The 22,624-nt window shown below is 73.9% G+C and carries 21 protein-coding genes; 9 read left to right on the top strand and 12 right to left on the bottom strand.

What is annotated here, in order from left to right; genetic code table 11:
• Nucleotides 1-203: 203 nt before the first annotated feature.
• The 3 genes from ACFY30_RS16115 to ACFY30_RS16105 all read right to left on the bottom strand — a co-directional run bounded on the left by ACFY30_RS16115 (nucleotide 204) and on the right by ACFY30_RS16105 (nucleotide 2,165).
• Entirely contained in the window at nucleotides 204-1,391 is a 1,188-nt protein-coding gene (locus ACFY30_RS16115) for a tachylectin-related carbohydrate-binding protein (RefSeq protein WP_390823011.1), read from the bottom strand.
• 131 nt (nucleotides 1,392-1,522) lie between these two features.
• Nucleotides 1,523-1,690 (bottom strand): hypothetical protein, encoded by a 168-nt coding sequence (locus tag ACFY30_RS16110; RefSeq protein WP_390845818.1) that lies wholly within the window; start codon nucleotides 1,688-1,690, stop codon nucleotides 1,523-1,525.
• Between the two features lie 166 nt (nucleotides 1,691-1,856).
• A complete protein-coding gene (locus ACFY30_RS16105; RefSeq protein ID WP_390845817.1) occupies nucleotides 1,857-2,165 on the bottom strand; it encodes a hypothetical protein in 309 nt (102 codons plus the stop codon).
• A 159-nt stretch (nucleotides 2,166-2,324) separates the two neighbouring features.
• Between ACFY30_RS16105 and ACFY30_RS16100 the strand changes: the two genes are divergently transcribed.
• From ACFY30_RS16100 to ACFY30_RS16090, 3 genes are all read left to right on the top strand, one after another.
• On the top strand, nucleotides 2,325-3,320 hold the full coding sequence (locus ACFY30_RS16100; RefSeq protein WP_390845816.1) for a helix-turn-helix domain-containing protein: 996 nt from the start codon (nucleotides 2,325-2,327) through the stop codon (nucleotides 3,318-3,320).
• 165 nt (nucleotides 3,321-3,485) lie between these two features.
• Nucleotides 3,486-3,689 (top strand): DUF4287 domain-containing protein, encoded by a 204-nt coding sequence (locus ACFY30_RS16095; RefSeq protein WP_390845815.1) that lies wholly within the window; start codon nucleotides 3,486-3,488, stop codon nucleotides 3,687-3,689.
• A gap of 49 nt (nucleotides 3,690-3,738) precedes the next feature.
• Complete coding sequence (locus ACFY30_RS16090) at nucleotides 3,739-4,152, top strand: VOC family protein (RefSeq protein ID WP_390845814.1); 414 nt, start codon at nucleotides 3,739-3,741, stop codon at nucleotides 4,150-4,152.
• Nucleotides 4,153-4,158: 6 nt separating this feature from the next.
• Here the strand turns inward: ACFY30_RS16090 and ACFY30_RS16085 are convergent, their stop codons facing one another.
• Both ACFY30_RS16085 and ACFY30_RS16080 read right to left on the bottom strand, forming a co-directional pair.
• The gene (locus ACFY30_RS16085) at nucleotides 4,159-5,241 is read right to left on the bottom strand and encodes a class I SAM-dependent methyltransferase (RefSeq protein WP_390845813.1); all 1,083 of its coding nucleotides are present in this window, start codon (nucleotides 5,239-5,241) and stop codon (nucleotides 4,159-4,161) included.
• A 166-nt stretch (nucleotides 5,242-5,407) separates the two neighbouring features.
• A complete protein-coding gene (locus tag ACFY30_RS16080; protein ID WP_390845812.1) occupies nucleotides 5,408-6,037 on the bottom strand; it encodes an ALF repeat-containing protein in 630 nt (209 codons plus the stop codon).
• 240 nt (nucleotides 6,038-6,277) lie between these two features.
• Between ACFY30_RS16080 and ACFY30_RS16075 the strand changes: the two genes are divergently transcribed.
• On the top strand, nucleotides 6,278-7,453 hold the full coding sequence (locus tag ACFY30_RS16075; RefSeq protein WP_390845811.1) for a pyridoxal phosphate-dependent aminotransferase: 1,176 nt from the start codon (nucleotides 6,278-6,280) through the stop codon (nucleotides 7,451-7,453).
• 31 nt (nucleotides 7,454-7,484) lie between these two features.
• On the opposite strand, the gene ACFY30_RS16070 is transcribed toward ACFY30_RS16075, so the two are convergent.
• On the bottom strand, nucleotides 7,485-8,081 hold the full coding sequence (locus tag ACFY30_RS16070; RefSeq protein ID WP_390845810.1) for a TetR family transcriptional regulator: 597 nt from the start codon (nucleotides 8,079-8,081) through the stop codon (nucleotides 7,485-7,487).
• Between the two features lie 125 nt (nucleotides 8,082-8,206).
• On the opposite strand from ACFY30_RS16070, the gene ACFY30_RS16065 reads away from it, so the two are divergent.
• Nucleotides 8,207-9,142, top strand: coding sequence for an NAD(P)-dependent oxidoreductase (locus tag ACFY30_RS16065; RefSeq protein WP_390845809.1), 936 nt, complete (start codon nucleotides 8,207-8,209; stop codon nucleotides 9,140-9,142).
• A gap of 375 nt (nucleotides 9,143-9,517) precedes the next feature.
• Here the strand turns inward: ACFY30_RS16065 and ACFY30_RS16060 are convergent, their stop codons facing one another.
• Both ACFY30_RS16060 and ACFY30_RS16055 read right to left on the bottom strand, forming a co-directional pair.
• Nucleotides 9,518-10,162 (bottom strand): TetR/AcrR family transcriptional regulator, encoded by a 645-nt coding sequence (locus ACFY30_RS16060; protein WP_390845808.1) that lies wholly within the window; start codon nucleotides 10,160-10,162, stop codon nucleotides 9,518-9,520.
• On the bottom strand, nucleotides 10,155-10,622 hold the full coding sequence (locus ACFY30_RS16055) for a DUF1569 domain-containing protein (RefSeq protein ID WP_390845806.1): 468 nt from the start codon (nucleotides 10,620-10,622) through the stop codon (nucleotides 10,155-10,157). The genes ACFY30_RS16060 and ACFY30_RS16055 overlap by 8 nt, the downstream gene beginning before the upstream one ends.
• Before the next feature lie 56 nt (nucleotides 10,623-10,678).
• Between ACFY30_RS16055 and ACFY30_RS16050 the strand changes: the two genes are divergently transcribed.
• The gene (locus ACFY30_RS16050) at nucleotides 10,679-12,100 is read left to right on the top strand and encodes an aldehyde dehydrogenase family protein (protein ID WP_390845805.1); all 1,422 of its coding nucleotides are present in this window, start codon (nucleotides 10,679-10,681) and stop codon (nucleotides 12,098-12,100) included.
• Nucleotides 12,101-12,186: 86 nt separating this feature from the next.
• Here the strand turns inward: ACFY30_RS16050 and ACFY30_RS16045 are convergent, their stop codons facing one another.
• From ACFY30_RS16045 to ACFY30_RS16035, 3 genes are all read right to left on the bottom strand, one after another.
• The gene (locus ACFY30_RS16045; protein WP_390845804.1) at nucleotides 12,187-13,773 is read right to left on the bottom strand and encodes a carbohydrate-binding protein; all 1,587 of its coding nucleotides are present in this window, start codon (nucleotides 13,771-13,773) and stop codon (nucleotides 12,187-12,189) included.
• Nucleotides 13,774-14,005: 232 nt separating this feature from the next.
• The gene (locus tag ACFY30_RS16040; RefSeq protein WP_390845803.1) at nucleotides 14,006-16,528 is read right to left on the bottom strand and encodes a hypothetical protein; all 2,523 of its coding nucleotides are present in this window, start codon (nucleotides 16,526-16,528) and stop codon (nucleotides 14,006-14,008) included.
• Nucleotides 16,529-16,670: 142 nt separating this feature from the next.
• Nucleotides 16,671-17,030, bottom strand: a complete 360-nt coding sequence (locus ACFY30_RS16035; RefSeq protein WP_390659596.1) for a signal peptidase I — start codon at nucleotides 17,028-17,030, stop codon at nucleotides 16,671-16,673.
• A gap of 206 nt (nucleotides 17,031-17,236) precedes the next feature.
• Here ACFY30_RS16035 and ACFY30_RS16030 point away from each other — a divergent pair, with 206 nt between their 5' ends.
• On the top strand, nucleotides 17,237-17,980 hold the full coding sequence (locus ACFY30_RS16030) for an SDR family NAD(P)-dependent oxidoreductase (RefSeq protein WP_390845802.1): 744 nt from the start codon (nucleotides 17,237-17,239) through the stop codon (nucleotides 17,978-17,980).
• A 49-nt stretch (nucleotides 17,981-18,029) separates the two neighbouring features.
• Here ACFY30_RS16030 and ACFY30_RS16025 read toward each other — a convergent pair whose 3' ends face one another.
• Nucleotides 18,030-20,789, bottom strand: a complete 2,760-nt coding sequence (locus ACFY30_RS16025; RefSeq protein WP_390845801.1) for an AAA family ATPase — start codon at nucleotides 20,787-20,789, stop codon at nucleotides 18,030-18,032.
• Nucleotides 20,790-21,082: 293 nt separating this feature from the next.
• Between ACFY30_RS16025 and ACFY30_RS16020 the strand changes: the two genes are divergently transcribed.
• A complete protein-coding gene (locus ACFY30_RS16020; protein WP_390845800.1) occupies nucleotides 21,083-21,781 on the top strand; it encodes a LuxR C-terminal-related transcriptional regulator in 699 nt (232 codons plus the stop codon).
• 138 nt (nucleotides 21,782-21,919) lie between these two features.
• A complete protein-coding gene (locus tag ACFY30_RS16015; protein ID WP_390845799.1) occupies nucleotides 21,920-22,576 on the top strand; it encodes a DUF4255 domain-containing protein in 657 nt (218 codons plus the stop codon).
• Nucleotides 22,577-22,624: the final 48 nt, after the last annotated feature.

Below are 22,624 nucleotides of genomic sequence, written 5' to 3'. Positions count from 1 at the left end.
GCAAGGGAGCGGCCGTGGAGCGGCCGTGGAGCGGCCGTGGAGCGGCCGTGGCCCTGCGGGGCGACGACAGCCCAGGTGCCGGACTGTCCGTCGTGAACTCCCCGACGACGGCGGTGTTCCCGACCGAGTCCGGCCGGGCATGCCGGAACGGGCGGTGCCCCCTCGCTCCGAGGGGGCACCGCCCGTTCCTGTCGTCCCTGCCGTCAGTACCAGTTGTTGGCCTGCCAGAAGTTCCACGCGCCGCACGGGGAGCCGTAGCGGCCGTCGATGTAGCTCAGGCCCCACTTGATCTGGGTGAGGGGGTTGTCCTTCCAGTCGTCGCCCGCGACGTCCATCTTGGAGGCCGGCAGCGACTGCGGGATGCCGTAGGCGCCCGAGGACGCATTGGTCGCGTTCCAGCGCCAGTTGCTCTCGTGGTCCCAGAGGGTCTCGAGGCACGCCCACTGCGCGGAGGTGGCCCACGCGGCGTCCTTGTCGTTCATCATCTCGCGGCCGGCGGCCTTGACCGCGGTGATGTCGTTCCGGTCGACCGTGGTCGTCGTCGTGGTGCAGGCGTAGGTGGCCGGCTGGGCGGACAGCAGCTTCTGCGTCCAGCCACTGGTGTTGACCGGGTCGTCCAGGTGGTACGAGATGTCGGATCCGGAGCCGTCGGCGGGGTTGGCGTCCTTGTACCAGTACATGGCACCGGTCGCCAGCCGGCCGTAGTAGAGGCCGCCACCGGGGGAGACGAGCTGGTTGAAGCCCGACCAGCCGGAGGTCTTCAGGGCGTTGCTCTTCCAGGAGCCCGCGCCGGAGATCGTGTAGTCGAGCAGCCGCCCGTCCTCGGTGGTGGCGCCGAGCCGGTCGTCACCGGTGGCGGTCAGGGTCTTCAGGACGAACCCGGTGTCGATCTCGGTGCGCGCGCCGATGTGCTGGGAGCCCGCGGGCTTGTCCTCGGTCACGTTGTAGCGCAGCAGCAGCCCGGCGGCGGTGGTGCCGTAGAGGTGGCCGTGACCGTCGTAGGTGAGCTTGTCGTGCGTCCAGCCGCTGTCGGCGATCTTCACCGGGGCGTTCAGCAGGGCGAGGCTGGTGTTGTTGGTCTTGATGTCGACGCGGTAGAGGGCGCCGGAGGTGGAAGTGACCAGCACGGTGTTGAAGTTGAGGGTCGCCATGGCTTTCGGCTCGAAGCCGAGATCCGGGCCGACGAGCACCTTGGCGAGGTCTCCGGTGGCCGGGTTGATGCTGCTGAAGGTCAGCCGGCCGTCATCGAGGATGCCGTAGATGTTGACGCCGCCCGAGCAGGTGGTGGCCGCCTGGGCGGTCGGTGCGGTCACCGTGAGGAGTCCGGTGCCGAGGACTCCGGCGGCGAGCAGGCCCGCGGCTCTGCGGCCGTTCTTGCGGATGTTCTTCACTGGTCGGTCCCCCTGGGGCGGTTTCGGTCGGCAAGCAGGCGTGGGAAGCGGCGAAAAGCGGCGGGAAAGGAGGGTGGGACAGGAGAGTGGGAAGGGAGGGTGAGCGGCGGCCGTCGGTACCGGCGGGCGGCTCACTGCCAGCCGGCGTCCGCCGGGGCGACCTGCCAGCCGGCGTCCGCGAGGACGGCGGAACCCGCCGCGTCCGCCTGGGACGGGGACGCGATCGCCGGGGCGGCGAGAGAGGCCGCGAGGACGAGGGAGGCGACCGCGGCGGCCTGGGCGAGGCGGGTACGAAGCATGGCTGTTTCCGTTCCTTCCGGGGTGAACTGCGGTGTCCGGTCTGCCGTCGCGTCCCGCGGTGACGCTCGGCCCGGCCGGTGATCCCTAGCTTCGTCGCAGCTCAGGCCCGTGAGAAGGGTTCACGGATGGACGGAAAGGGCCTTGGACTCATGCGTCCACGGCGCTTCAGTCCACCGGCTGGGGCGCGAAGGCCAGCGGCAGCAGCGGCGCCCCCGCCCCGGTCAGCCGTGCCGTGGCCAACTGGGGCACGTCCCGCCGCAGTCGGTCACAGACGCGTACGGCTCGTTCCTCCGCCTCCTCGAGCACGCCGGCCAGCAGATAGAACCCGAGCGTGAGCGCGGACGCGGAGCGCGGGTGTACGGCGACGTGCTCGACGCGGTCGCCGGGGATGATCGAGGAGCGCACCACGGCCCTGATGTCCGGAGGGAGCCGTTCCCCCGAGGGCAGTTCCAGATGCGCGTGCACGAGGTACATGCGCCCCAGAGTCTCAACGGATGCGGTCCGCACGGCGGTTTCGTGCCAGGCCCCTTGCGGTCACGGCCTGTTCCGGCCCGGCTTGGTGACGATCCCTCACCCCTCTGCGAAGATCATCGGAAAACAGAGGACATCGCGTGAAGGAACCGGGGGGACCACATGCTGACTGCACTCGGGCTCGACTCAGTGGCGGAGACCGTGTACCGCGCCATGCTCAGACAGCCGGCGGCCGGGGTCGCCGCGCTCGGTGACGCTGTGGGGCTGTCCGACGAGGAGGTGCGCGACGCCCTCGACACCCTGAGCGAGCTGGCCCTGGTGCGTCCCGCAGCCGGGGGCTCGGGCCGGCTGCGCGCGGTCTCCCCCGACATCGGCATGGAGATCCTGATGGCCCGGCAGCAGGCCCAGCTGGCGGCCCATCAGCAGCGCCTCGAGGCCTCGCGGGCGGCCGCCGCCCAGCTCATCTCCGAGTACGCCGAGCTGCGTCCGGCCACCAGTCATCCCGGTGTGGAACAGCTGGTCGGCCTCGACCAGGTCCGCGACCGGCTGGCGATGCTCACGCGCGAGGTCACCGACGAGTTCCTCACCTTCGCGCCGGGCGGGCCGCAGACCGCGGAGAACATGGCGGCGTCACGGCCGCTCAACGAGGACCTGCTGGGGCGCGGGGTGCGTATGCGCACGATCTACCTGGACAGCGTCCGCACCAACCGGCCCACCGTCGAGCACGCCACCTGGCTGGCCCGGCTGGGCGGGCAGGTCCGTACGGTGCCGTCCCTGCCGACGAGGATGATCCTGATGGACGGGCGGACCGCGATGATCTCGGTCAGCAGCGACGACACGGCCGCGGGGGCCGTGCTGCTGACCGGGCAGGGCACGCTCACCGCGCTGTACGCGCTCTTCGAGACGACCTGGGAGTCCGCACGGCCGCTCGGGGAGGTCGTCCCCACCGACGCGCACGGGCTCACCGGCCAGCAGGCGACCTCCCTGCGGCTCCTGGCCGAGGGCCACACCGACGAGACGATCGCCAAGCGGCTGGGGGTCTCCCACCGCACCGCCCGCCGTATCGCCTCCGAGCTGATGGACCGCCTCGGCGCCCGCAGCCGCTTCGAGGCGGGCGTACGCGCCGTCCAGCAGGGCTGGCTCCCCACCAGCCGCTGAGCGGCCCCGCCCGGACGGCGGCGCGGGCGGACGGTGGGTGGGAGGCGGCAGGGGGCCCGGCGTACGAGTGACGTGGATCACATCCCGGCGGCGATGACTTCGCCGTCCGCCCGGGGTCGGTATCGGTACCGGTGACCGCACCGGTACCGACGAGAGGGCACCGACATGACCGCCACCACCAAGGGCCCCGCCTCCTACTTCCCCTCCATCGAGAAGAAGTACGGCCGGCCCATAGCGGAGTGGAAGGACCTCATCCGCGCCTCGCCGCTGACCCGGCACATGGAACTCGTGAACTGGCTGAAGGCCGAACACGGGCTGGGACGCGGCCACGCCAACGCCCTCGTCGCCCACACGCTCACGGAGCGCTAGTCTCCCCACGGCACCCTTTCGCCCCTTTTGCCACCTCTTGGAGGTTTCCATGGCCTCGCGTCTCAACCCCTACCTCAGCTTCGACGGCGACGCCCGGGCGGCGCTGGAGCACTACAAGGAGGTGTTCGGCGGCACCCTGACGCTCAACACCTACGGCGACTTCGGCCAGGCGGACTCCCCGATGGCCGACCGGATCATGCACGGGATGCTGGAGACGCCGAGCGGCTTCACGCTGATGGGCGCCGACTCCCCGCCCGGGACGGAGGTCGGCCCGGACCGCGGCTTCTCCGTGAGCCTGAGCGGCGACGACGACGCCGAGCTGCGCGGCTACTGGGAGAAGCTGTCCGCGGGCGGCTCGGTGTCCGTGCCGCTCGACAAGCAGATGTGGGGCGACGTGTTCGGCATGTGCACGGACCGCTTCGGCATCCCGTGGATGGTCAACATCGCCCAGCCGCGCGACTGACGGGCGTCAGCCCTTGCCCGCGACGTAGTAGACGTTGACGGGGTCGCCCTCGACGGACCGGACGTCGACGTGCTCGAACCCGGCCGCCGCGAGCATCCGCCGCGCCGTCTCCTGGCCCCACACCGTGCCCAGGCCGGCTCCGCCGGTGCTCAGGGACGTGGTCATGCAGTAGAAGACGGAGAAGCCGTAGAGCGCGGGCCCGAAGGGATGCCCGATGTTCTCCTCCAGCCTGCTGGACGCGGCGATGTCCCCCATGAGGAAGACGCCCTGGTCGCGCAGGGCGCGGGCGATCGCCGCCAGCGTCTCGGCCGGCCGCGCCAGGTCGTGGATCACGTCGAAGGCGGTGACCAGGTCGTACGTGCCGTCGATCGCCGTCGAGTCGGCCACGGTGTAGCGGAGGTTGCCGAGACCGGCGCGGGCCGCCTCGGCGCGCGCGGCCGCGATGCCGTCCTCGGACCGGTCCAGGCCGTGGAAGCGGCTCTCCGGAAAGGCCTTCGCCAGCAGCAGCGGCGCGTGCCCCTGCCCCGTGCCCACGTCGAGGACGTCGATACCGCTCCGCAGCCGCTCGGCCAGCCCCGGCACCAGCGGCACCACCACGTCGGTGAGCGCCATGTCGTAGAACCGGGCGCTCTCCTCGGCCTGCAGCGCCTGGAAGCGCGGATACGCCGCGTACGGCACCCCGCCGCCGTCCCGGAAGCAGCGCACGACCCGTTGTTCGACCTCGCCCATCAGGGCGATGTACGGCATCATCCCGGCCAGGTTCTCGGGACCGGCCGCGCTGGTCAGCGACGCGGCGTGGGCCGGGGGCAGCCGGTACGTCCGCCCGCCCGGCTCGTAGTCGACGAACCCGCCGACGACCATGCCGCCGAGCCACTCGCGCACGTACCGTTCGTCCAGGTCCGCCGCCTCGGCGATGTCGGCGCTGGTCGACGGGGGCAGACCGGCCAGGGTGTCGAACAGGCCGCACTGGTGGCCGACGCCGACGAGCAGGGCCAGTGCCCCCTTGTTCAGCACGTCGGCCACCTCGGCCGCGAACGCCTCCTGCTCGGCGGGATCCGGTGCCGCCGGTTGCGCCTTGAGAGTGGACATGCCCGCTCCTCCTCTCCCCGCCGGGCGCCGCCGCCCTCCGGACGGCGCCCCTTTTGTCCAGGCTAGTGCCGCGGCGGGCACCGTTTGCGTGAAGGGCGAACGGTGCCTGCCGCGGCACCGGGCCCGACGACGGCCAGGAGACCTCACGGAACGGGAACGCCCGCCCTCACGACGACGAGAGGCCCCGACCGTCCACCTCGTACTGGCCGACCTCCAGGAAGTGGCGCAGTTCCTCCGGGGTGCCGTCGATCGCGTCCTGCGCCGCGGCGCGCAGGGCGGCGCTGATGTCGGTCCTGGCCAGGATCCTCGCGATGGCCACCCGGTCGTCCTCGGCCTGCGCGAGCCGGTACCCGGTCGAGAGGAAGGCCGCCCGGTCCTGGAGGGTGCCCTCCAGGGCCTTCACGGCCTCCCGGTGGACGGCCTTGCCGCTGTCGGGGTCGGCGAGGATCCGGAAGATCGCCACCTTGTTGTCCTCGTCCTGGGCGAGCAGGATGCCCGTCTTCAGGAAGGCGCGCATGTCCTCGACGGTGCCGTCGAGCGCCTTCTGCGCCTCCCTGCGCACCCCCTTGCCCGTGCTCCCGTCCGCGAGGACGCGCAGGATCGCGATGCGCAGATCGTCCTCGGACATCGAGTCGTACGGGGATTCCTCGCCCGTGGCCGCGCCCGCCGTCGCCGTGGCGGACGTGGTGACGGGCGACGGGGCCGCCGGGGCGGCGGCGAAGGACGGCGTGGCGAGCAGCAGGGCGGGAGTCAGGGTGCCCGCGGCCACGGCGAGCGCCGCACGGATCGGTCTCATGTCGTTCCCCCATGATGGTTGGCTTCTTGCCGGCGAGAAGATCGTTCCAGACCCGGGGCGGCCGCACATGGTGAGAACCGGGCAACGTTGTCGGCCGGTTCGCTGCCGACCGGGATCCGGACCGCCCGGACGGGTGCTCCGGCCGGACGGGTGCTCCGGCCGGACGGGTGCTCCGGCCGGACGGTCCGCGGAGCGGGACGGAATCCCCTGCTCGCCGGACCTCCCGGACAATGACACGGCATGAGGATCTCGCAGCGCGCCCAGTCCGTCGCGCCCTTCTACGCCATGGAGTTCGGCAAGCGGGCCGCCGCCCTGGAGGCGGAGGGCCACCACGTCGTCAAACTCAGCCTGGGCGAACCCGACTTCGGCGCACCCCCGGCCGTCCTGACGGCGATGCGCGAGGCCATGGACGGCAGGCCCCTGACGTACACGGCGGCGCTCGGTCTGCCCGCGCTGCGCCGGGCGATCGCTGGTTTCTACGGCGAGCGGCACGGCGTCGAGGTCGATCCGGCCCGGGTGGTCGTCACCGCGGGGGCCTCCGCCGCGCTGGTGCTGGCGGCCGCCGCCCTCGTCGACGACGGCGACGAGGTGCTGATCGCGGACCCGTCGTACCCGTGCAACCGGCAGATCATGGAGAGCTTCGGCGCCCGGGTCACCCTCGTCCCCACCACGGCCGCCTCCCGCTTCCAGCTGGACGCGGCGTCCGTACGGTCGCACTGGACGGACCGCACGCGCGGGGTGATGGTCGCCACGCCGTCGAACCCGACGGGCACCTCCGTCCCGGCCACCGAGCTCACGGCGATCTGCGACCTCGCCCGCGAGCGGGACGCGTGGCGGATCGTCGACGAGATCTACCTCGACCTCGGCGACCACGACGACACGGGCCGGCCGCCGCGCAGCGCGCTGTCCCACGACCCGGGCGCCGTCGTGATCAACAGCTTCTCGAAGTACTTCGGCATGACCGGCTGGCGGCTCGGCTGGTGCGTGGTCCCCGAGGCGCTCGTCCCGGCGCTGGAACGCCTGGCCCAGAACTACTTCCTCTGCGCCTCCGCCCCCGCCCAGCACGCCGCGCTGGCCTGCTTCACCCCCGAGTCCCTCGCCGTCTGCGAGGACCGCAGGGCGGAGTTCGCCGAGCGGCGCGCGCTCGTCCTGGACGGCCTGGAGCGGATCGGCCTGCCCGTGCCGGTCCCGCCCGACGGCGCGTTCTACGTCTACTTCGACGTCAGCGGCACCGGGCTCACCTCGTGGGAGTTCTGCGCACGGGCCCTGCGGGAGGCGCACGTCGCGCTCACGCCGGGCCGCGACTTCGGCGTGAGCACGGCCGAGAGCCATGTCCGGCTGTCGTACGCGGCGTCGGCCGGTGAGCTGCGCGAGGGGATCGCCCGGCTCGGGAAGTTCGTGGCCGCGCTGCGCTAGACGGCGGGGGCCGCGGTGTCCGGCGGGGCGGTCAGGCGTCCTTCCGCACCGCCGCGTCGAGGAGCGGGGCGAGTTCCCGGGCCACGGTGGTCAGGGGGCGGACGTCCCGCTCGGCCCGGGCCATGAGGATCGCCCCCTCCAGGGCGCTGATCATGAGGGTGGCGAGCGCACCGGCCCGCTCCCGAGGCACGCCCATGTCCGTCAGGGCCCCGGCCACCGGCCCGGTCCAGGTGGCGAACGCGTCGGCGGCGGCCCGGCGGGTGGACTCGGTGGACAGCGCGCAGTCCACCGTCGCGGCCGCCACCGGGCAGCCGCCCGCGAAGCCCGCCGTCTCGTACTCGTCGGTCCACTGGCGCACCATCTCGGCGAACAGCCCGGCGGGCGTCGGCTCGGGCAGCGCGGCGAGGAAACGGGCGACGCGTCCGCCCGCGTACCGTCCGGCCCAGCCGACGGCCTCGTTGACCAGCTGTTCCTTGCCTCCGGGGAAGTAGTGCTGGAGCGATCCGCGCGGCGCTCCGGCCTGGGCGGCGACCTCGCGCATCCCGGTGCCGGCGACCCCCTCGCGCCGGATGAGCTGGGCCGCGCTGAAGACCATCCGCTCCCGTGGGCCCCGTCCGGACACCGCCATGGCCGACCTTCCCTGTCCCGATGCCGAGCTGTGCGGAAGCCACCCTATGACCGTCGTCATAGCCACGGCTACTATGACCGCTGTCATAGCCAGCGACGGCGGTGCGGAAGCGATGGTGGTTCCTCATGTACGTGGGTTTCGTCGGCCTCGGTGTGATGGGGCAGCCGATGGCGCTCAACCTGGCCCGCGCCGGGACGCCCCTCGTCGTCCACAACCGCACACCGGCCCGCTGCGAGCCGCTGCGCGCCGCCGGGGCCGAGGTCGCGGCGAGCCCCGCCGAGCTCTTCGCCCGGGCGCAGACGGTGATCCTCATGCTGGCCGACGAGACCGCGACGGACGCGGTGCTGGGGCGCGGCACCCCGGACTTCGCCGCCCGTGCCGCCGGGCACACGCTCGTGCACATGGGCACGACCTCGCCCGAGTACTCGGCGGACCTGGGGGACGCCGTCCGGGCGGCGGGCGGGCGCTACGTCGAGGCGCCGGTGTCCGGCTCCCGGGTGCCGGCGGAACAGGGCACGCTGGTGGCGATGCTCGCGGGCGACGAGGACGCGGTCGCCGCCGTACGGCCCCTGCTGGCGCCGATGGCCCACGCGACGTTCGACTGCGGCGCCGTCCCCGGCGCGCTGCTGATGAAGTTCTCGGTGAACCTGTTCCTGATCACCCTGGTCACCGGACTCACCGAGGCGTTCCACTTCGCCGACCGGCACGGACTCGACCGGCACCTGCTGCGGGACGTCCTGGAGGCGGGCCCGATGGCCAGCGGTGTCTCCCGGATGAAGGCGCCCAAGCTGCTGGCCCGCGACTTCGCCGTCCAGGCGGCCGCCGCCGACGTCCTGAAGAACAACCGGCTGATCGCGGAGGCCGCCCGCAAGGCCGGCCTGGCATCCCCCCTCCTCGACGTCTGCCACGCCCTCTTCGACGAGACCGTGGCCCAGGGGCACGGCGCGGAGGACATGGTCGCCGTCCTGCACGCCCTGGAGACCCGCACCGCCACCTCCCCCACCCCCGCCACGCCTCCCCCGGCCGACGCCAGGGCCCCTCTGATGGATCTCCGCGGGTGAAGGAGCGGCGGCCCGTACGCCGAGAGCACGCGCCCGACGCCGCTCCTTGACGGGCAGACGTGGGCTGCCGCGGCACAGGACACCGCCCCCTCGGCGGCTCCCGCCCGGACGCCCGCCTGCTCCGGGACGGAGCAGCGCCCCGGACGACGAGAAAGTCCCGCGACGGCCGGGAAGCAAGCGCCCTCAGCCGGAAAGCAATGCGCCCCGGCCCCCGCTGCGGGAGGGGGGAGGTCACCGGGCCCCGCCCGCGACCGGCACAGGGCGCCTCCCGCCCCGTGCGGCAGGGCGATCACCGGCCCGGCATACGGCCGGCCGGGCGGCCACCGTTCCCCGGCCCGCGCCGCCGGCAGGCCCCCGGCCCCCGCGACAGGCCCGTCACCGTCCCCCGACGCCCAGGGCGCGCAGGACGAACGGCAGGAGGCGGTCCGCGTCGGTTCGCGCGGTCTGCCCGTCCACCGCCTCCGGGGGGCGCGGTGTGATGAGGAAGTGGCTCAGCATCGGCCCGACGACGAGGTCGCCGAGCATCTCCGGGTCGTCGACCGGCGGAATGTCCCCGCGGGCCGTCGCCCGGGCCACCGCCTCCTCCACGCGGCGGCGCACCGGGACCAGGAAGCTGGTCGCGAGGGCCTCGGCGAGGGCGTCGTTGTGGGCGGCCTCGCCGATGAGGGCGCGCATCAGGCGCCCGCTCTCGCCGGTCAGGCTCGCGGCCTTGTCCCGGAGCAGGGCCCGCAGGTCCCCTTCGAGGCTGCCGGTGTCGGGCTGCTGCACGAGGTCCTCGGCGCGGGTCGTGGCGGCAGCGATGACCAGCTCCTCCTTGGAGGACCAGCGGCGGTACAGCGTCGCGGTGGACACTCCGGCCCTGGCGGCCACCGCACCGGTGGTGAGTCCGCCGTAACCGCTCTCGGCCAGCACGGCGAGGGTGGCCTCCAGCAGGGCCCGGTCCCGCCCGGCGTCACGGGGGCGCCCGCGGCGGGGCGGTACCCGCTCCTGGGCCGCCGCCCGCGCCCCGGTGTCAGACATCGGCCAGGCCCGGAAGGTGCTCCGCCAGGTGCATGGCGTGCAGCCGCTCGTACTCGTCGTGGGTGCAGCGGCCGTAGGCCGGGTGGAGGGCGTGCGGGCCGGTGTGGGCGGAGAAGAGGGCCACCGCGTCCGCGAGCCGTGCCGCCGCCTCGGCGGCCGGCAGCCCGGGATCCAGCGGCGGCGCGCCGTCCAGCTCCGCGTCCAGCGCGTGCCGCGTGGCACCCCGGCTCAGGAACACCCGCTTGGCGAGGGCTCCGGCGGTGGCCCGGAAGAGGGCCGGCTTCAGCCGGGGGTAGCCGGTCACCGAGTAGCGGACCGTCTGGGCGCAGTGCTGCAGCGTCTGGGAGAGGTTCCAGGAGCTGCCCGGCGCCAGGAGCTCCTCCTCGGGTGCGCCGGAGCGTCCGGTCAGGCGGGCGGCGAGTTCGGCGAGGGGGCGGGCGGGGGTGCGGGAGGCCGGCATGGGGGAAGTATAGCCAATACGAAACGAAATACTTTCGTTTCGTATATGGTCCAGGCATGCCGACGCCGCTGAGCAAGAACCCCGACCTCGCTCCCCTCCCGGCCCCCGCCCCGGACGAGACCGTCGCCCGCCTGCGCGCCGCCTTCGCCACCGGCCGCACCCGCCCCCTCTCCTGGCGCAAGGCACAACTGCGCGCGCTGCGCGCACTCGTGACCGAGCGTCAGACGGAGTTCGCCGCAGCCCTCCACGCCGACCTCGGCAAGAGCGCCACCGAGGCCCGCCTCACCGAGACCGGCTTCGTCGTCCACGAGATCGACCACACCCTGCGCCACCTCGACCGCTGGCTGCGCCCCCGCCGGGTCCGGGTGCCCCTGTCGCTCGCTCCGGCCCGGGCCAGGACCGTACGGGAGCCCCTGGGCACCGTCCTGGTCATCAGCCCATGGAACTACCCGTTGATGCTGGCGCTCGCGCCCCTCGTCGGCGCCCTCGCCGCGGGCAACTGCGCGGTGGTCAAACCCAGTGAGCTGGCCCCCGCGACCTCGGCACTGCTGGCCGAGCTGCTGCCGCGGGCCCTGGACCCGGAGGCCGTGGCGGTCGTGGAGGGCGGGGTGCCCGAGACGACGGCCCTGCTGGAGCAGCACTTCGACCACATCTTCTACACCGGCAACGGCACCGTCGGCCGTGTCGTGATGGCCGCCGCGGCCCGCCGCCTCACCCCGGTCACCCTCGAACTGGGCGGCAAGTCCCCCGCCGTGGTCGAACCCGGCGCCGACCTCAGGACGGCCGCCCGCCGTATCGCGTGGGGCAAGTTCCTGAACGCCGGCCAGAGCTGCACCGCCCCCGACTACGTCCTCGCGATCGGCGAGGCGGCCGGCGGCATCGAGCGGCAGCTGACGGCCGCGATCCGCGAGATGTACGGCACCGAGCCGTCCGCGAGCGCCGACTACGGCCGGATCGTCAACGGCCGTCACTTCGACCGGCTGCTGGGCCTGCTGGACGGCGGCGGCCGGCTGGTCACCGGCGGGGAGCACGACCGCGCGACCCGCTACCTCGCCCCCACCGTCCTCGCCGACGTGGACCCGGACGCGCCCGTGATGCGCGAGGAGATCTTCGGACCGATCCTGCCGATCGTGCGCGTCCCCGACCTGGACGCGGCGATCGCGTTCATCACCGCCCGGGACAAGCCCCTCGCCCTGTACGGCTTCACCGCCTCCCGGCACTCCAAGCGGCGGCTGGCCGCGGAGACCTCCTCCGGCGCCCTCGCCTTCGGCGTCCCCAACGCCCATCTCACCGTGCCGGGGCTCCCGTTCGGCGGTGTCGGCGGGAGCGGCCTCGGCCGCTATCACGGCGCCCACTCCCTCGACACCTTCAGCCACACCAAGGCCGTGCTCGACAAGCCCCTCCTGCTGGATCCCCTGCGGGTCGTCTACCCGCCCCACACCCCCCGGAAGGACCGCCTCCTGCGCCGGATCCTCTGACCCGCCGCACTCCCGGCGTCCGGCCCCGGCCCCGGCGACCGCGCCGGGACCGGACCGGGGCCGGCGGCCAGGCGCCGGAAGAGGTCCTACAGCGTGACCCTGCTGCCTCCCAGGGTCACGACCAGCTTCCCGTCCGAGGCGAACGACCAGCCGAGCGCGCCGCCGTAGGAGGAGGCGCAGCGGGAGCCGTTCGTGCCGGTCCAGAACTGGTTGGTGCCGTCGGCGTCACCGACGGTCTTGTCGTTCGACCCGCTGACGCCGAACCGGCAGGAGGTGTTGGTGCGGAACACCGAGGTCCCCGCGTCCCAGGAGTAGTTGCGCTGGGCGTTGTCGATGCTCAGGTTGTTCGAGACGGCCATGGAGCCCGGGTTGCTGTTGTAGGTGAACCCGTGCTTGCCGTTGTGGTAGGCGATGCTGCGCCGCACGACGTGATCGACGGCGATGTCGTCGCCGCCGAGCTTGTAGCCGTTGCGGTCGCCGTTGGAGTTCACGGTGCCGTCGGACAGCGTGCCGTTGTTGTAGGACAGCGAGTCCTCGATGGTCACCGGGCCGATCGCCCCGGTGTCCGGCTTGGTGTAGAGGTCCCAGCCGTCGTCGATGTTGTGGTGCGAGACGGCGTACCGGAAGACGTTCCCGGTCCCGGTGGTGAGCTTCGCGGCGAACCCGTCGGCGTCCTCGCCGTCGGAGTCGGCGTTGTCGTGCGACTCGGCGCTCAGGATCAGGTTGTCGGAGGGCCACTCGCTGCTCGGGGTGCTGGAGGAGATCCGGCCGAGCTGGAGACCGGTGTCGTGGTTGTAGCGGGTCACCGTGCGCTCGATGACGTTGTCGCTGCCGCCCACGTAGATGCCGTTGTCACCGGCGTGTTCGACGACGAGGCCGTGGACGTGCCAGTACGAGCCGAAGAGCTGGAGTCCGCGGTTGGACGAACTCTCGCTCTGGGCGGAGAAGTTGAGGACGGGGGTCTCGCCCGGGTAGGCGGACAGGGTGGTCAGGGCGCTCGCCGTGCCGCTGCTGGTCTGCGGGACGGTGACGGTGGAGGCGTAGTTGTACGTCCCGCCGCGCAGGTAGATGGTCCCGCCGGCGGCGACCCGGCTGATCGCCGAGGCGAGGGTGGTCGGGGCGGACTGCGTCCCGGCCGCGCTGTCGGTGCCGCTCGGGGAGACGTAGATCGCGCCGCTCGCCGGGGGTGTGGTGCTGTCGGTCGTGGTCGCCTCGAGGTGGTCGACGTTGGGCAGCCCGGCGGCGGTGGTGGGGCTGAGCCGGATGGTGTTGCTGCCGGCGTCGAGCGACACGGTGAGGGTCTTGGTGACCCAGGTGGACCAGGCGCCCGTGGCCTCGAAGGACGGCGTCTGCACGGTCGTGCCGTTGACGACGAGCGAGGCCGGGCGGGCGGTGGTGGTGCCGTTGGCGAAGCGGACGTTCAGCGTGGCCGTGCCGGCGGTCGCCGCGTTCACCGTGAACTGGGCGTATCCGCTGGTGGAGTTGGTGCCGTTGCAGAATCCGCTGCCGGAGTAGCCGGTCCAGTCGGAGTCGATGGTGCCGGCGCAGACCGCCGGGGAGGTCTCGGCCTCGTAGCGGGTGGTGGCGGCCTGCGCGGGCGCGGTGCCGGCGAGCGCGACGAGCGCGCCCGCGAGCAGGGAGGTGCAGGCCATGACGTGTCTCAGCTGACGCATCGTTGATCTCCAGTCCGAACGGGCGGGTGCGGGTGCCGCTGCGGCGGGACAGAGCCATCCAGAAAGCGCTTTCCCCCGGAAGCTAGGACCGTTGCCCGGGACACGTCAATAGACCGGTACGTGATTTCTGTTCACATGGATGGACGGCGGGCGGCTGGTTCTCCCGCCGGCGCGGCCCATGCGCCGGGCCCCGGCCTGGAGAGAGCCGGGGCCCGACGGGGGTGGGGAGAGGTCAGCGGACGTCGACGTAGTCGGCCGCCGAGGTCGCGGACGACGTGCTGGACGAACCGGTGAAGACATAGCGCCAGTAGCCGTCCGCCGAGGCCTGCACCGTGGTCTTCAGGCTGCCCGAGCTGTCCGCGGTGACCGTCTTCACCAGGGAGTACGCGCTCGCCCCCGCCTTGCGGAACTGCAGCTGCACCTTCATGCCGGAGTACCCGTGGTAGCCGCCGAGGGTCTCCCAGTCCGCGCGGGCCAGCTTGCCGGTGACGGTGAGCGTCCTGCCCTTGGCCACCGGCTCGGGGCCGGCGTTGGCGGTCAGCGTCGCGTCGCGCACGACGGGCACCGTCTTCACGGCGTGCACGTCCCGCAGGCCCGTGCCGTCGGCGGACTCGGCCCAGACGGACACCTTCCAGGAACCGGCGAGGACGTTGCGGCCCAGGGTCCAGCGCGGGTGGATGTACGCGAACTGCGCCTCGCAGGTGGACGTGGTCTCCGTCGCCCGGGTGCAGGTCGCCGGCCACGTCTCGTACAGGACGGCGTCGGGGGTGTCGTACGCGCCCCGGTAGAGGTGGATGCCGGCGCGCGCGACGCCGGACGGGTCGTTCACCGTGAACGACGCCTTGAACTCCTGGAGCGGCTCGGTGGTCAGCCGCACCGGCTTGCCGCCGTTGACCACGACGCCGGAGACGCCGGTGGCGCCCACCCGCTCGTCGCCCTGGGGCGCGGGACCCGCGAACGCCCGCCGCAGGGTGCGGGTGAGGCCGCCGCCCAGGTCGTCCGCGGCGGTGAGGCGCAGCGAGACGAAGGAGGCGGTGGCGGGGACGTCGACGGTCGCCGAACCGTCGGCCGCGAGGGGGGCGTCGGTCCAGGTCGCGCCGTCGTCGAGGGAGTAGGCGAGCGCCGTGACCTTGGTGTTCGCCTCCGCCGCGGCCCTGTTGCGGGTGGTCGCGGTGGTGTCGACGCGGACCGTCCCGGCGGCCGCGCGGCCGTATCCGTCCAGCCCGTCGACCGTCAGCCGGGCGTCGATCAGCGGGAGTTCCTGGCCCGACTGGTAGGCCGAGCGGAAGGTCCACAGGCTGTGGACATCCGCGCCCAGCCGGGCGTACGGGACGCGGCGGTGGACCGTCTGGTCGAGGGTGTACGTCCGCTCCGCCGACGGCAGGGCCGACGAGGTGACCGTGTCGTACGCGTCGAGGCCGGACGCCTGGGCGTAGGTCACGCCGTCGGAACCGGTCAGCTTGTACGCGTACGCCGCCCGGCCGTCGATGCCCTCGTGGCCCGCGGTGTCGCCGAAGGCATGCGGCTCGTAGAGCCAGATCTTCCCGGCGTTGCGCTGCGAGCCGCCCCACTCCCGGCGCACCGGCTGGGCCGGGCCCGCGCCGAGCACCTCGCCCTCGGTGGTCCCGGCCGGCAGCGTGCGGTCGGGCAGGTCCAGGGACAGGTCACCGGTGCCGTAGTGCAGCAGGCGGCCGTACGTGACCCCCGGGGTGGCGTACTCGGTGACGGAACCGGCGACCGGGACCGGGCTGCCGACGTACACGCCGGTCCACTCGCCGAACTGGGGGACGCTCAGCAGGTCCGCGGGGGTGCGGGTGCCCGGCGCCCGGACCGACGTGACCGTCTTCGCCAGGTCGGCCGTGCGGACCGTCCTGACCGGGGTGGAGGGCACGGTCGTGGTGTACGTGTGCGTGAGGTCGTAGCGGTACGGGCTCGGCACGGCCGCCGAGGAGCCCTTCTTGCCGAGCACGTCGTGCAGGCGCAGCGAGACGCCCTGCAGCGAGAACGGCGTGACGTACACCTTGTCGGCACCGGAACCGGCGAAGCCCGCCAGGTCCCCGCCCGGGACCGTGAGCCAGGCGGCGGCCGACATCCGGGTGGCGCCGGTGTCGTCGGTGCGGATCGCCGTCTCCTTGGCCAGCCGCTGGTCGAAGGAGACCGTGGTGGCGGCCGAACCGACCGTGAAGGTACGGGTGAGCAGGTAGCTCGGCTCCTGCCAGTCGTTGTGCAGCGCGACCGAGAAGTAGTCGCCCGGCGGCAGCTTCACGGTCGCCGACGGGCCGATGACGTCGCTGTTCACGGCGTACGACGTCCAGGTCCTGCGGTTCCAGACGTAGAACAGCTTCGACCGGACGTCGGCGTTCGTGATGTTCAGCTTCACCGCGTACGTCGACGAGGTGTACGTGTCGCGCTCGGTGCTCGTGGCCGGGCTCGCGCCCTCGGCCGCCGTGCCGGCCGACGCCAGCGGGAGCTTCGCGCTCTCGGACGTCCCGGCCGGCCGCACCGACACCGTGCCGTCCACCGCGCCGATCGCGTACCGGGACGCCCCGCCCGCGGAACCCTCCGCCGCCTCCGTGATCCGTACGTCCCGCCCGTCGACCAGGTCGACGCGGGCGCCGTCCGCCAGCTCGGCGCCCGCCGCGCCGTCCGGCCCCGACGCCCCGGTGACCGTCCCCACCGTGGCGGGTCCCGGGCCCTCCGAGGCCGTCGCCGTCACCGCGGCCACGGGTGCGAGCAGCGCCGAGGCGGTCACCACCGCCGCGGCAGATCTTCGTATCCGGCCACGCCGAGACATGGACATCATCTGTCCCCCCTGATCGTTTCCCCTCAAGTGCAGCCACTCTAAAGGGGGCCGGCGACAGTCCCGGCCGCCGGGCAGGGGGCGGACGTCCGGCCGCTCAGGTCGCGTAGCCGGGGACGGAGGGCCAGCGGACGGTCAGGACGACGGACTCCTCCTCCGCGTACCAGGAGTGGTCGACGCCGCGGCCCCAGACGACGTAGTCGCCCTGCCGGGACAGCAGGACGCTGCGGCCGGGCAGTTCGACCCGGAAGCGGCCGCTGATGAGAACCAGCAGGGCCGTGCGTTCCTCACCGGTCACCCATCCGCTGCGCTCGTCGGCCTTCGGGTGGACGCCCCACTTGATCTCGACGGCCTCGCTGTGCCGGGGATCGGCGGCGTCCTTGAAGTGGCCGAGCAGCCAGCCCCGGTCCAGTGCCGCGTCCCTGCCCGCGTTGCCGACGTACACGGTGTCGCTCATGAGCCGGGAAGGTAGCACCGGCCCGGAGACCGCCGACCCGGCGCACCGCGCCCAGCCGCCCCCGGCGTCGTCGCGGGCCGGGTCGGGTTCTGACGGTCCCGGGCCCCTGACGGTCCATTCCGAGCTGCGGTCCCGGCCCGCCGCGGCCGATGCTGGGCGGGTGGCTCCTGCGGAGCCGGACGTTGTCGCCGTCTCAGGAGGTCACGATGGGTCGTCTCGACGGGCGGGTGGCGGTCGTCACCGGCGGGGCCAGGGGAATCGGCGCCGCGGTGGCGCGTCTCCTCGCGGCCGAAGGCGCCCACGTGGTGGTCGCCGACCTTCTCGACGCCGAGGGGACGGCCCTGGCGACGGAGCTCGGCGGCCCGTCGCGCTTCCTGCATCTGGACGTCACCGACGAGCACGCCTGGCAGAAGGGGCTCGCCAGGACGGAGCGGGACCTGGGCCCGGTCTCGGTGCTGGTGAACAACGCGGGGATCGCCGACTTCGGCACGATGGAGGAGCAGAGCCTCACGTCGTTCCGCCGGGTCGTCGACGTGAACCTCCAGGGGCCGTGGCTGGGCATGCGCGCGGTGGCGCCGTCGCTGCGCCGGGCCGGCGGCGGGGTGATCGTGAACATCTCCTCCCTCGCGGGGCTGACCGGCTACGCCGGCGTCGGAGCGTACGTGGCGAGCAAGTGGGGCCTGCGCGGCCTGACGAAGACGGCCGCGCTGGAACTGGCCCCCGACGGGGTCCGCGTCTGCTCCGTGCACCCCGGCGTCATCCGTACGGCGATGACGGCCGGCTTCGACGAGTCGTTCGCCGCGGGCCAGCCCCTGCCCCGGTTCGGCGATCCCGAGGAGGTCGCCCGCATGGTCCTCTTCGTCGTCACCGAGGCCACCTTCTCGACCGGCACCGAGTTCGTCCTGGACGGCGGCGCCCTCGCCGGCCCGCCCGCGGTCGTGAACCCCTGACCGGCCGCCGGACCGCCCCCCGGGAACGCGAGGTCGCCGGACGCGGCGGTCACCGGGCGTCGCGCACCTCCAGCACCCCGGGCAGCTCCCCCCGCCTGCGGATGCCCAGCTTCCGGTAGGCGCTGGTGAGATGGGTTTCCACGGTACGGCGGGCCACGTGCAGGAGCCCCGCTATCTCGGTGTTCGTGCGGCCCTCCGCCGCCAGCTCCGCGATCCGGCGTTCGCTGCCGGTGAGGGCGCCGGAGCCGGTGTGCGCGGGGGTGGTCCGGCGGGCACCGGCCGTCCGCAGGGCGTGGTCGGCGTACGTCAGGAGGCGGACGCTGCCGAGGCGTTCGGCGCGTTCGGCGGCCTCCCGGAGGTGGTCGCGGCCCCGGGCGCGTTCGCCGGCCGCGTTCAGCTGGAAGCCATGGGCCAGGAGCGAGGCGACCAGTTCCGCCTCGGCCGGGGAGTCGCGGAGCACCCTCACCGCCTCCTCACCCAGTTCCAGACCGCGCCGGCCACGGGTGGCCCGGCCCAGGACGCGCAGGGCGCGCCCCACCGTGCGCGGGGTGTTCCACACGCGGGCCAGCCGCAGCTCCTCCTGCGCCAGGGTCAGCGCCTCCCGCGGATGGCCCAGCGCCAGCCGGCACTCCGCGGCCGCCGTGCGCCACGGGGTCACGACCGGGCTGAGGACGGCGCGGGCGGACTGGCGGCGGCCGCATTCCAGGAAGTCGTGGAGGGCGCCCGCCACGTCCCCCTCGGTGAAGCGGAGGATGCCCCGCGCGTAGAGGAAGCGGTTCAGCTCCCATGAGTCGGGGGCGTCCCGCAGGTCGAAGGTGTCCGCGAGGCGGCGGGCCTCGTCCGTGCGGCCCGTCTCCACCAGGGCCGTCAGGGCGTGCGCGTCGGCGTTGGAGGGGACGCCGGTGCGGCGGGCACGGGCCCCGGGCCGTGCGGCGAGGACGGTGGCGTACGCGCCCCGCGCCGCCGCGATGTCCGTCCGGGTGTCCAGCAGCGCCTGCTCCATCGGGTGCAGCAGGGACGGGCGCTGGCCGGCCAGGCCCCGCTCCACCAGGCGTTCCGCCTCGTCCAGTTCGTCGGCCCACTGCGCCACCGCCGCCGCCGTACCCAGCAGGAAGGGCTCGGCCAGTGGCTCGGCGGGCTCCTCCAGGAGGGTGTGCAGCCGGCGCATCGCCTCCCGCGCCCCGATGTCCCCGGCCGTGGCCGCGTAGCGGACCAGCAGGGCCCGGGCCGAGGCGCCGACCGGCTCCGGGGAGCGTTCGACGGTCTCCGCCAGCCAGCGGTAGGCGTCCTGGCGGACGGTCTGGTCCTGGTCGGACAGGAGCGCGGACGCCGTCTGCAGGGTGCGCGCCAGATCGGGGTGGCCGGGGAGCCGGGACTCCAGCCCGCGCAGGACCTCCACCGCCGTACGGACCTCCCCGCGGCCCGCCAGTGCCGTGCCCAGCGCGATCGCCGTACGGACCCGGTCGCGGGGCTCGGCCGGCAGGTCCAGCGCCTCGGCCAGGCGGGGGATGCCGGCCGGGGCGTCCGCGGAGGCGTACTCCAGGGAGCCCAGTTCGGTCAGCAGGCGCTGGCGGAGGTCGTCGGGGAGGGGTTCGGCCAGGGCCCGGCGCAGATAGCCGACGGCGTCGTCCGGACGGCCCGCGCGGACGGCGGCCGTGACCGCGTCGCGCAGCACGCGCAGCGCCCAGGGCAGGCCCACCGGCCCGCTGCCCAGCAGCTGCCGGGCCACGGTCTCCACACCGTCGCCCCGGCGCAGCATCGCCTCGGCGACCGCCCGGTGCGCGTCCTGCCGGCGGGCGGCGGGCCAGCCCGCGAGCACGGCGTCCCGCAGCAGGGGGTGCGGGTAGCGGGGAAGGCCGGCGGTGTCCTCCCGCAGCAGGCCCAGCCGGGTCATCGCCGTCAGCCAGCCGGAGACCCGGGCGGGGTCGGCGGCGCAGGCGTCGGCGAGCAGCGCGGCGAGGGCCGCGGGAGTCCCGGGGGGATCGGCGGGGTGCCGCTCCAGCACCGCCAGCGTCCGCGCCACCACCGCCGTCGCCTCGCCCGCGCTGTCCAGCCACCAGGACACGGCGGCCGGGTAGGAGCCGGGGTACAGCGCGGCGCACGTCCTCGGTACGGCGGCCGAGGAGGGCGCGCCGGCGAGGTCGTCGAGGAGGGCGTGCAACAGCAGGGGGCTGCCCGCGGCGGCAGCCACGCAGTCCGCCGTCCACTGCGGCGAGGCCGTGGGGAAGGCGGCGCGGACCAGCTCGGCGGACGTGTCGTCGGTGAGCGGGGCGAGGGTGTGGGTGCGGATCAGGGAGGGGGTGAGAGCGTGGGTGAGACCTGTCGGGCGGGGATCGATGTCGTACTGGCTGCGCTCGGTGGCCACGAGCAGCAGCGGTAATCGGTCCACGCGGCGGGCCGCCTCGGTCAGCCAGCGGCGCGAGGCGTCGTCGGCCAGGTCGACGTCGTCCACGGCCACCATCACCGGCCCCTCGGCCGCGTACGACCGCAGCAGCCGCCACAGTCGCGCCGCGCTGCCCCGGTCGTCCTCGCCGGGTGCGACCGCCTCGCCCGCGAACTCCGGCACGGGGCCCAGGAGATGGAGGACCGAGGAGAAGGGGACGGCGGTGTCCTCGGGGGAGCAGCGGGCCCGCAGGACCCGCAGTCCGCGCACCGCCGCCCGCGCCACCGCGGCCTCCAGCACCGCGGAGCGGCCGGTGCCGGTGGCCCCGCGCAGCAGCACCAGCCGCCCGGCGCCCGCGCGGGCGCGCTCGGCCTCGGCCGCGAGCAGCGCCAGCGCGTCGTCGCGTTCCCGCAAGAGTCCCGTCATCCCTGTCTCCTGCCAGTCGGTACGTCCCTCAGACCCGGTACCTCTGGGAGACGCGGTTCGATACGACGCCGTACGGCCGTTGTGGCGAGGCTCACGACAAGCCTCCCGAACGACCACCGAACCCCCGTTGACCTGCAGTGATGTTCACACCCCGTGGTGGTTGCACCGTTGCTCTCGTGGTCCTGCTCGTGGTGGTCCACGATTGCGCCCGTCGCGGGGGCCGAGAAGTCTGGACCAGACCCACCCGTTCCCGGTTCCCGCCGGCGGCGGGCCCGTGAACATGGGGGATACGGTTGCTCAGCTCACCCCGGACAGCAGACGCCCGGACATCCGAGGCCCGGACGCCGGACACCGGCACGCCGAACACCAGGCGGCGCATACCCGTCGCCGTCCTCGCCCCCGACCCGATCTCCCGCGAGGGCGCCGCGAGCCAGCTGCGGGGGCGCCCCGAGATCGAGGTCCGCGAGGAGCCCTCGCCCGCACCCGGCACGGTCGCGCTGCTCATCGAGGACACCCTCGACGACACGGCGCTGGCCCGGCTGCGCCGGATCGCCCGCACCGACGGCACCCGTGCGGTGCTGGTCGTGGGCGCGATCCGCGAGACCGAGCTGCTGGACGTCATCGAGTGCGGGGTCGGGGCGATCGTCTGGCGGCGCGAGGCCACCGCGCACCGGCTGGTGCAGGCGGTGCTGGCGGCCGCGCGCGGCGACGGCGACCTGCCCGCCGATCTGCTGGGCCGGCTGATCAGCCAGGTCGGCACACTGCACCGGGGCGCGGCGGGGCGGCCCGGCGCGCCCTCGCTGGGGCTCGCGCCACGGGAGGTGGACGTCCTGCGGCTGGTCGCCGAGGGCCTCGACACCGGAGAGATCGCCAGCAAGCTGTCCTACTCCGAACGAACCGTCAAGAACGTGATGCACGGACTCACGACGCGCCTGCATCTGCGGAACCGGGCCCATGCGGTGGCATATGCCCTCCGGGAAGGCTACATCTGACCGAACGGGCACTCGAAGGCGGACACGCGGGCAGCGTGCCGTGCCCGGTCGCCGACCCCGGCGCGCCTGCGGAACCCCCGGGCCCGGGGGCACGATCGGTGAACGGGGTTCTGTGCGGGGCGATGGAGGAGCGCGACGGTGATCCACGAGGTGGACGAGGTCCTCAAAGGCCTCCTCGGCGGCGGCGCGCTGACCGGCTCCGGGATCGACGTCTCCTTCGAGGCGCCCACCCGCGACTGGGCCGCCCGGCGCAACTCGCCCGTCGTGAACGCCTACTTGTACGACATCCGGGAGGACGTGACCCGCCGCCAGCGCGGCCAGGTCGCGGTGCGCGACGAGCGGGACGTGGTGGTGAAACGGCGTCAGCCGCCGCGCTGGTTCCGGCTGTCGTACCTCGTCACGGCCTGGACGAAGACCCCTCAGGACGAACACCGGCTGCTGTCGGCCGTGTTGGCGAACCTCATCCCGCGCGAGGTGCTCCCCGCCGAGGAACTCCCGGGCGCGCTGGGCGCGCTGGGCCTCGCCGTGCCGGTGAGCGTGGCCGGCGTGCAGACCGAGTCCCGCTCCCTCGCCGAGATCTGGTCCGCCCTGGGCGGCGAACTCAAGCCCTCCCTGGACCTGGTGGTGACGGCGCCCTTCCCCGCCTACCCCGAGTACGACGCCGGGCCGCCGGTCACCGAGGGCGCGGTCGTCCGTGTCTCCGGCCTCGACGGCGAACCCCCGCAGGACCGGGAGCGGGCCCACCGCCCGCACCAGGTGGCGGCGGCACGCGCGGCCCGCGGGCCCGGCCGGTGACCGCCGTGACGGCGGGGGACCCGGCCGGCGCCCCCACCCACGAGCGGG

The sequence above is a fragment of the Streptomyces sp. NPDC000345 genome, assembly GCF_042898825.1.
GTDB lineage: Bacteria > Actinomycetota > Actinomycetes > Streptomycetales > Streptomycetaceae > Streptomyces.
The sequence above is the reverse complement of the archived record's forward strand: the minus strand, read 5'-3'. Positions and strand labels throughout refer to the sequence as shown.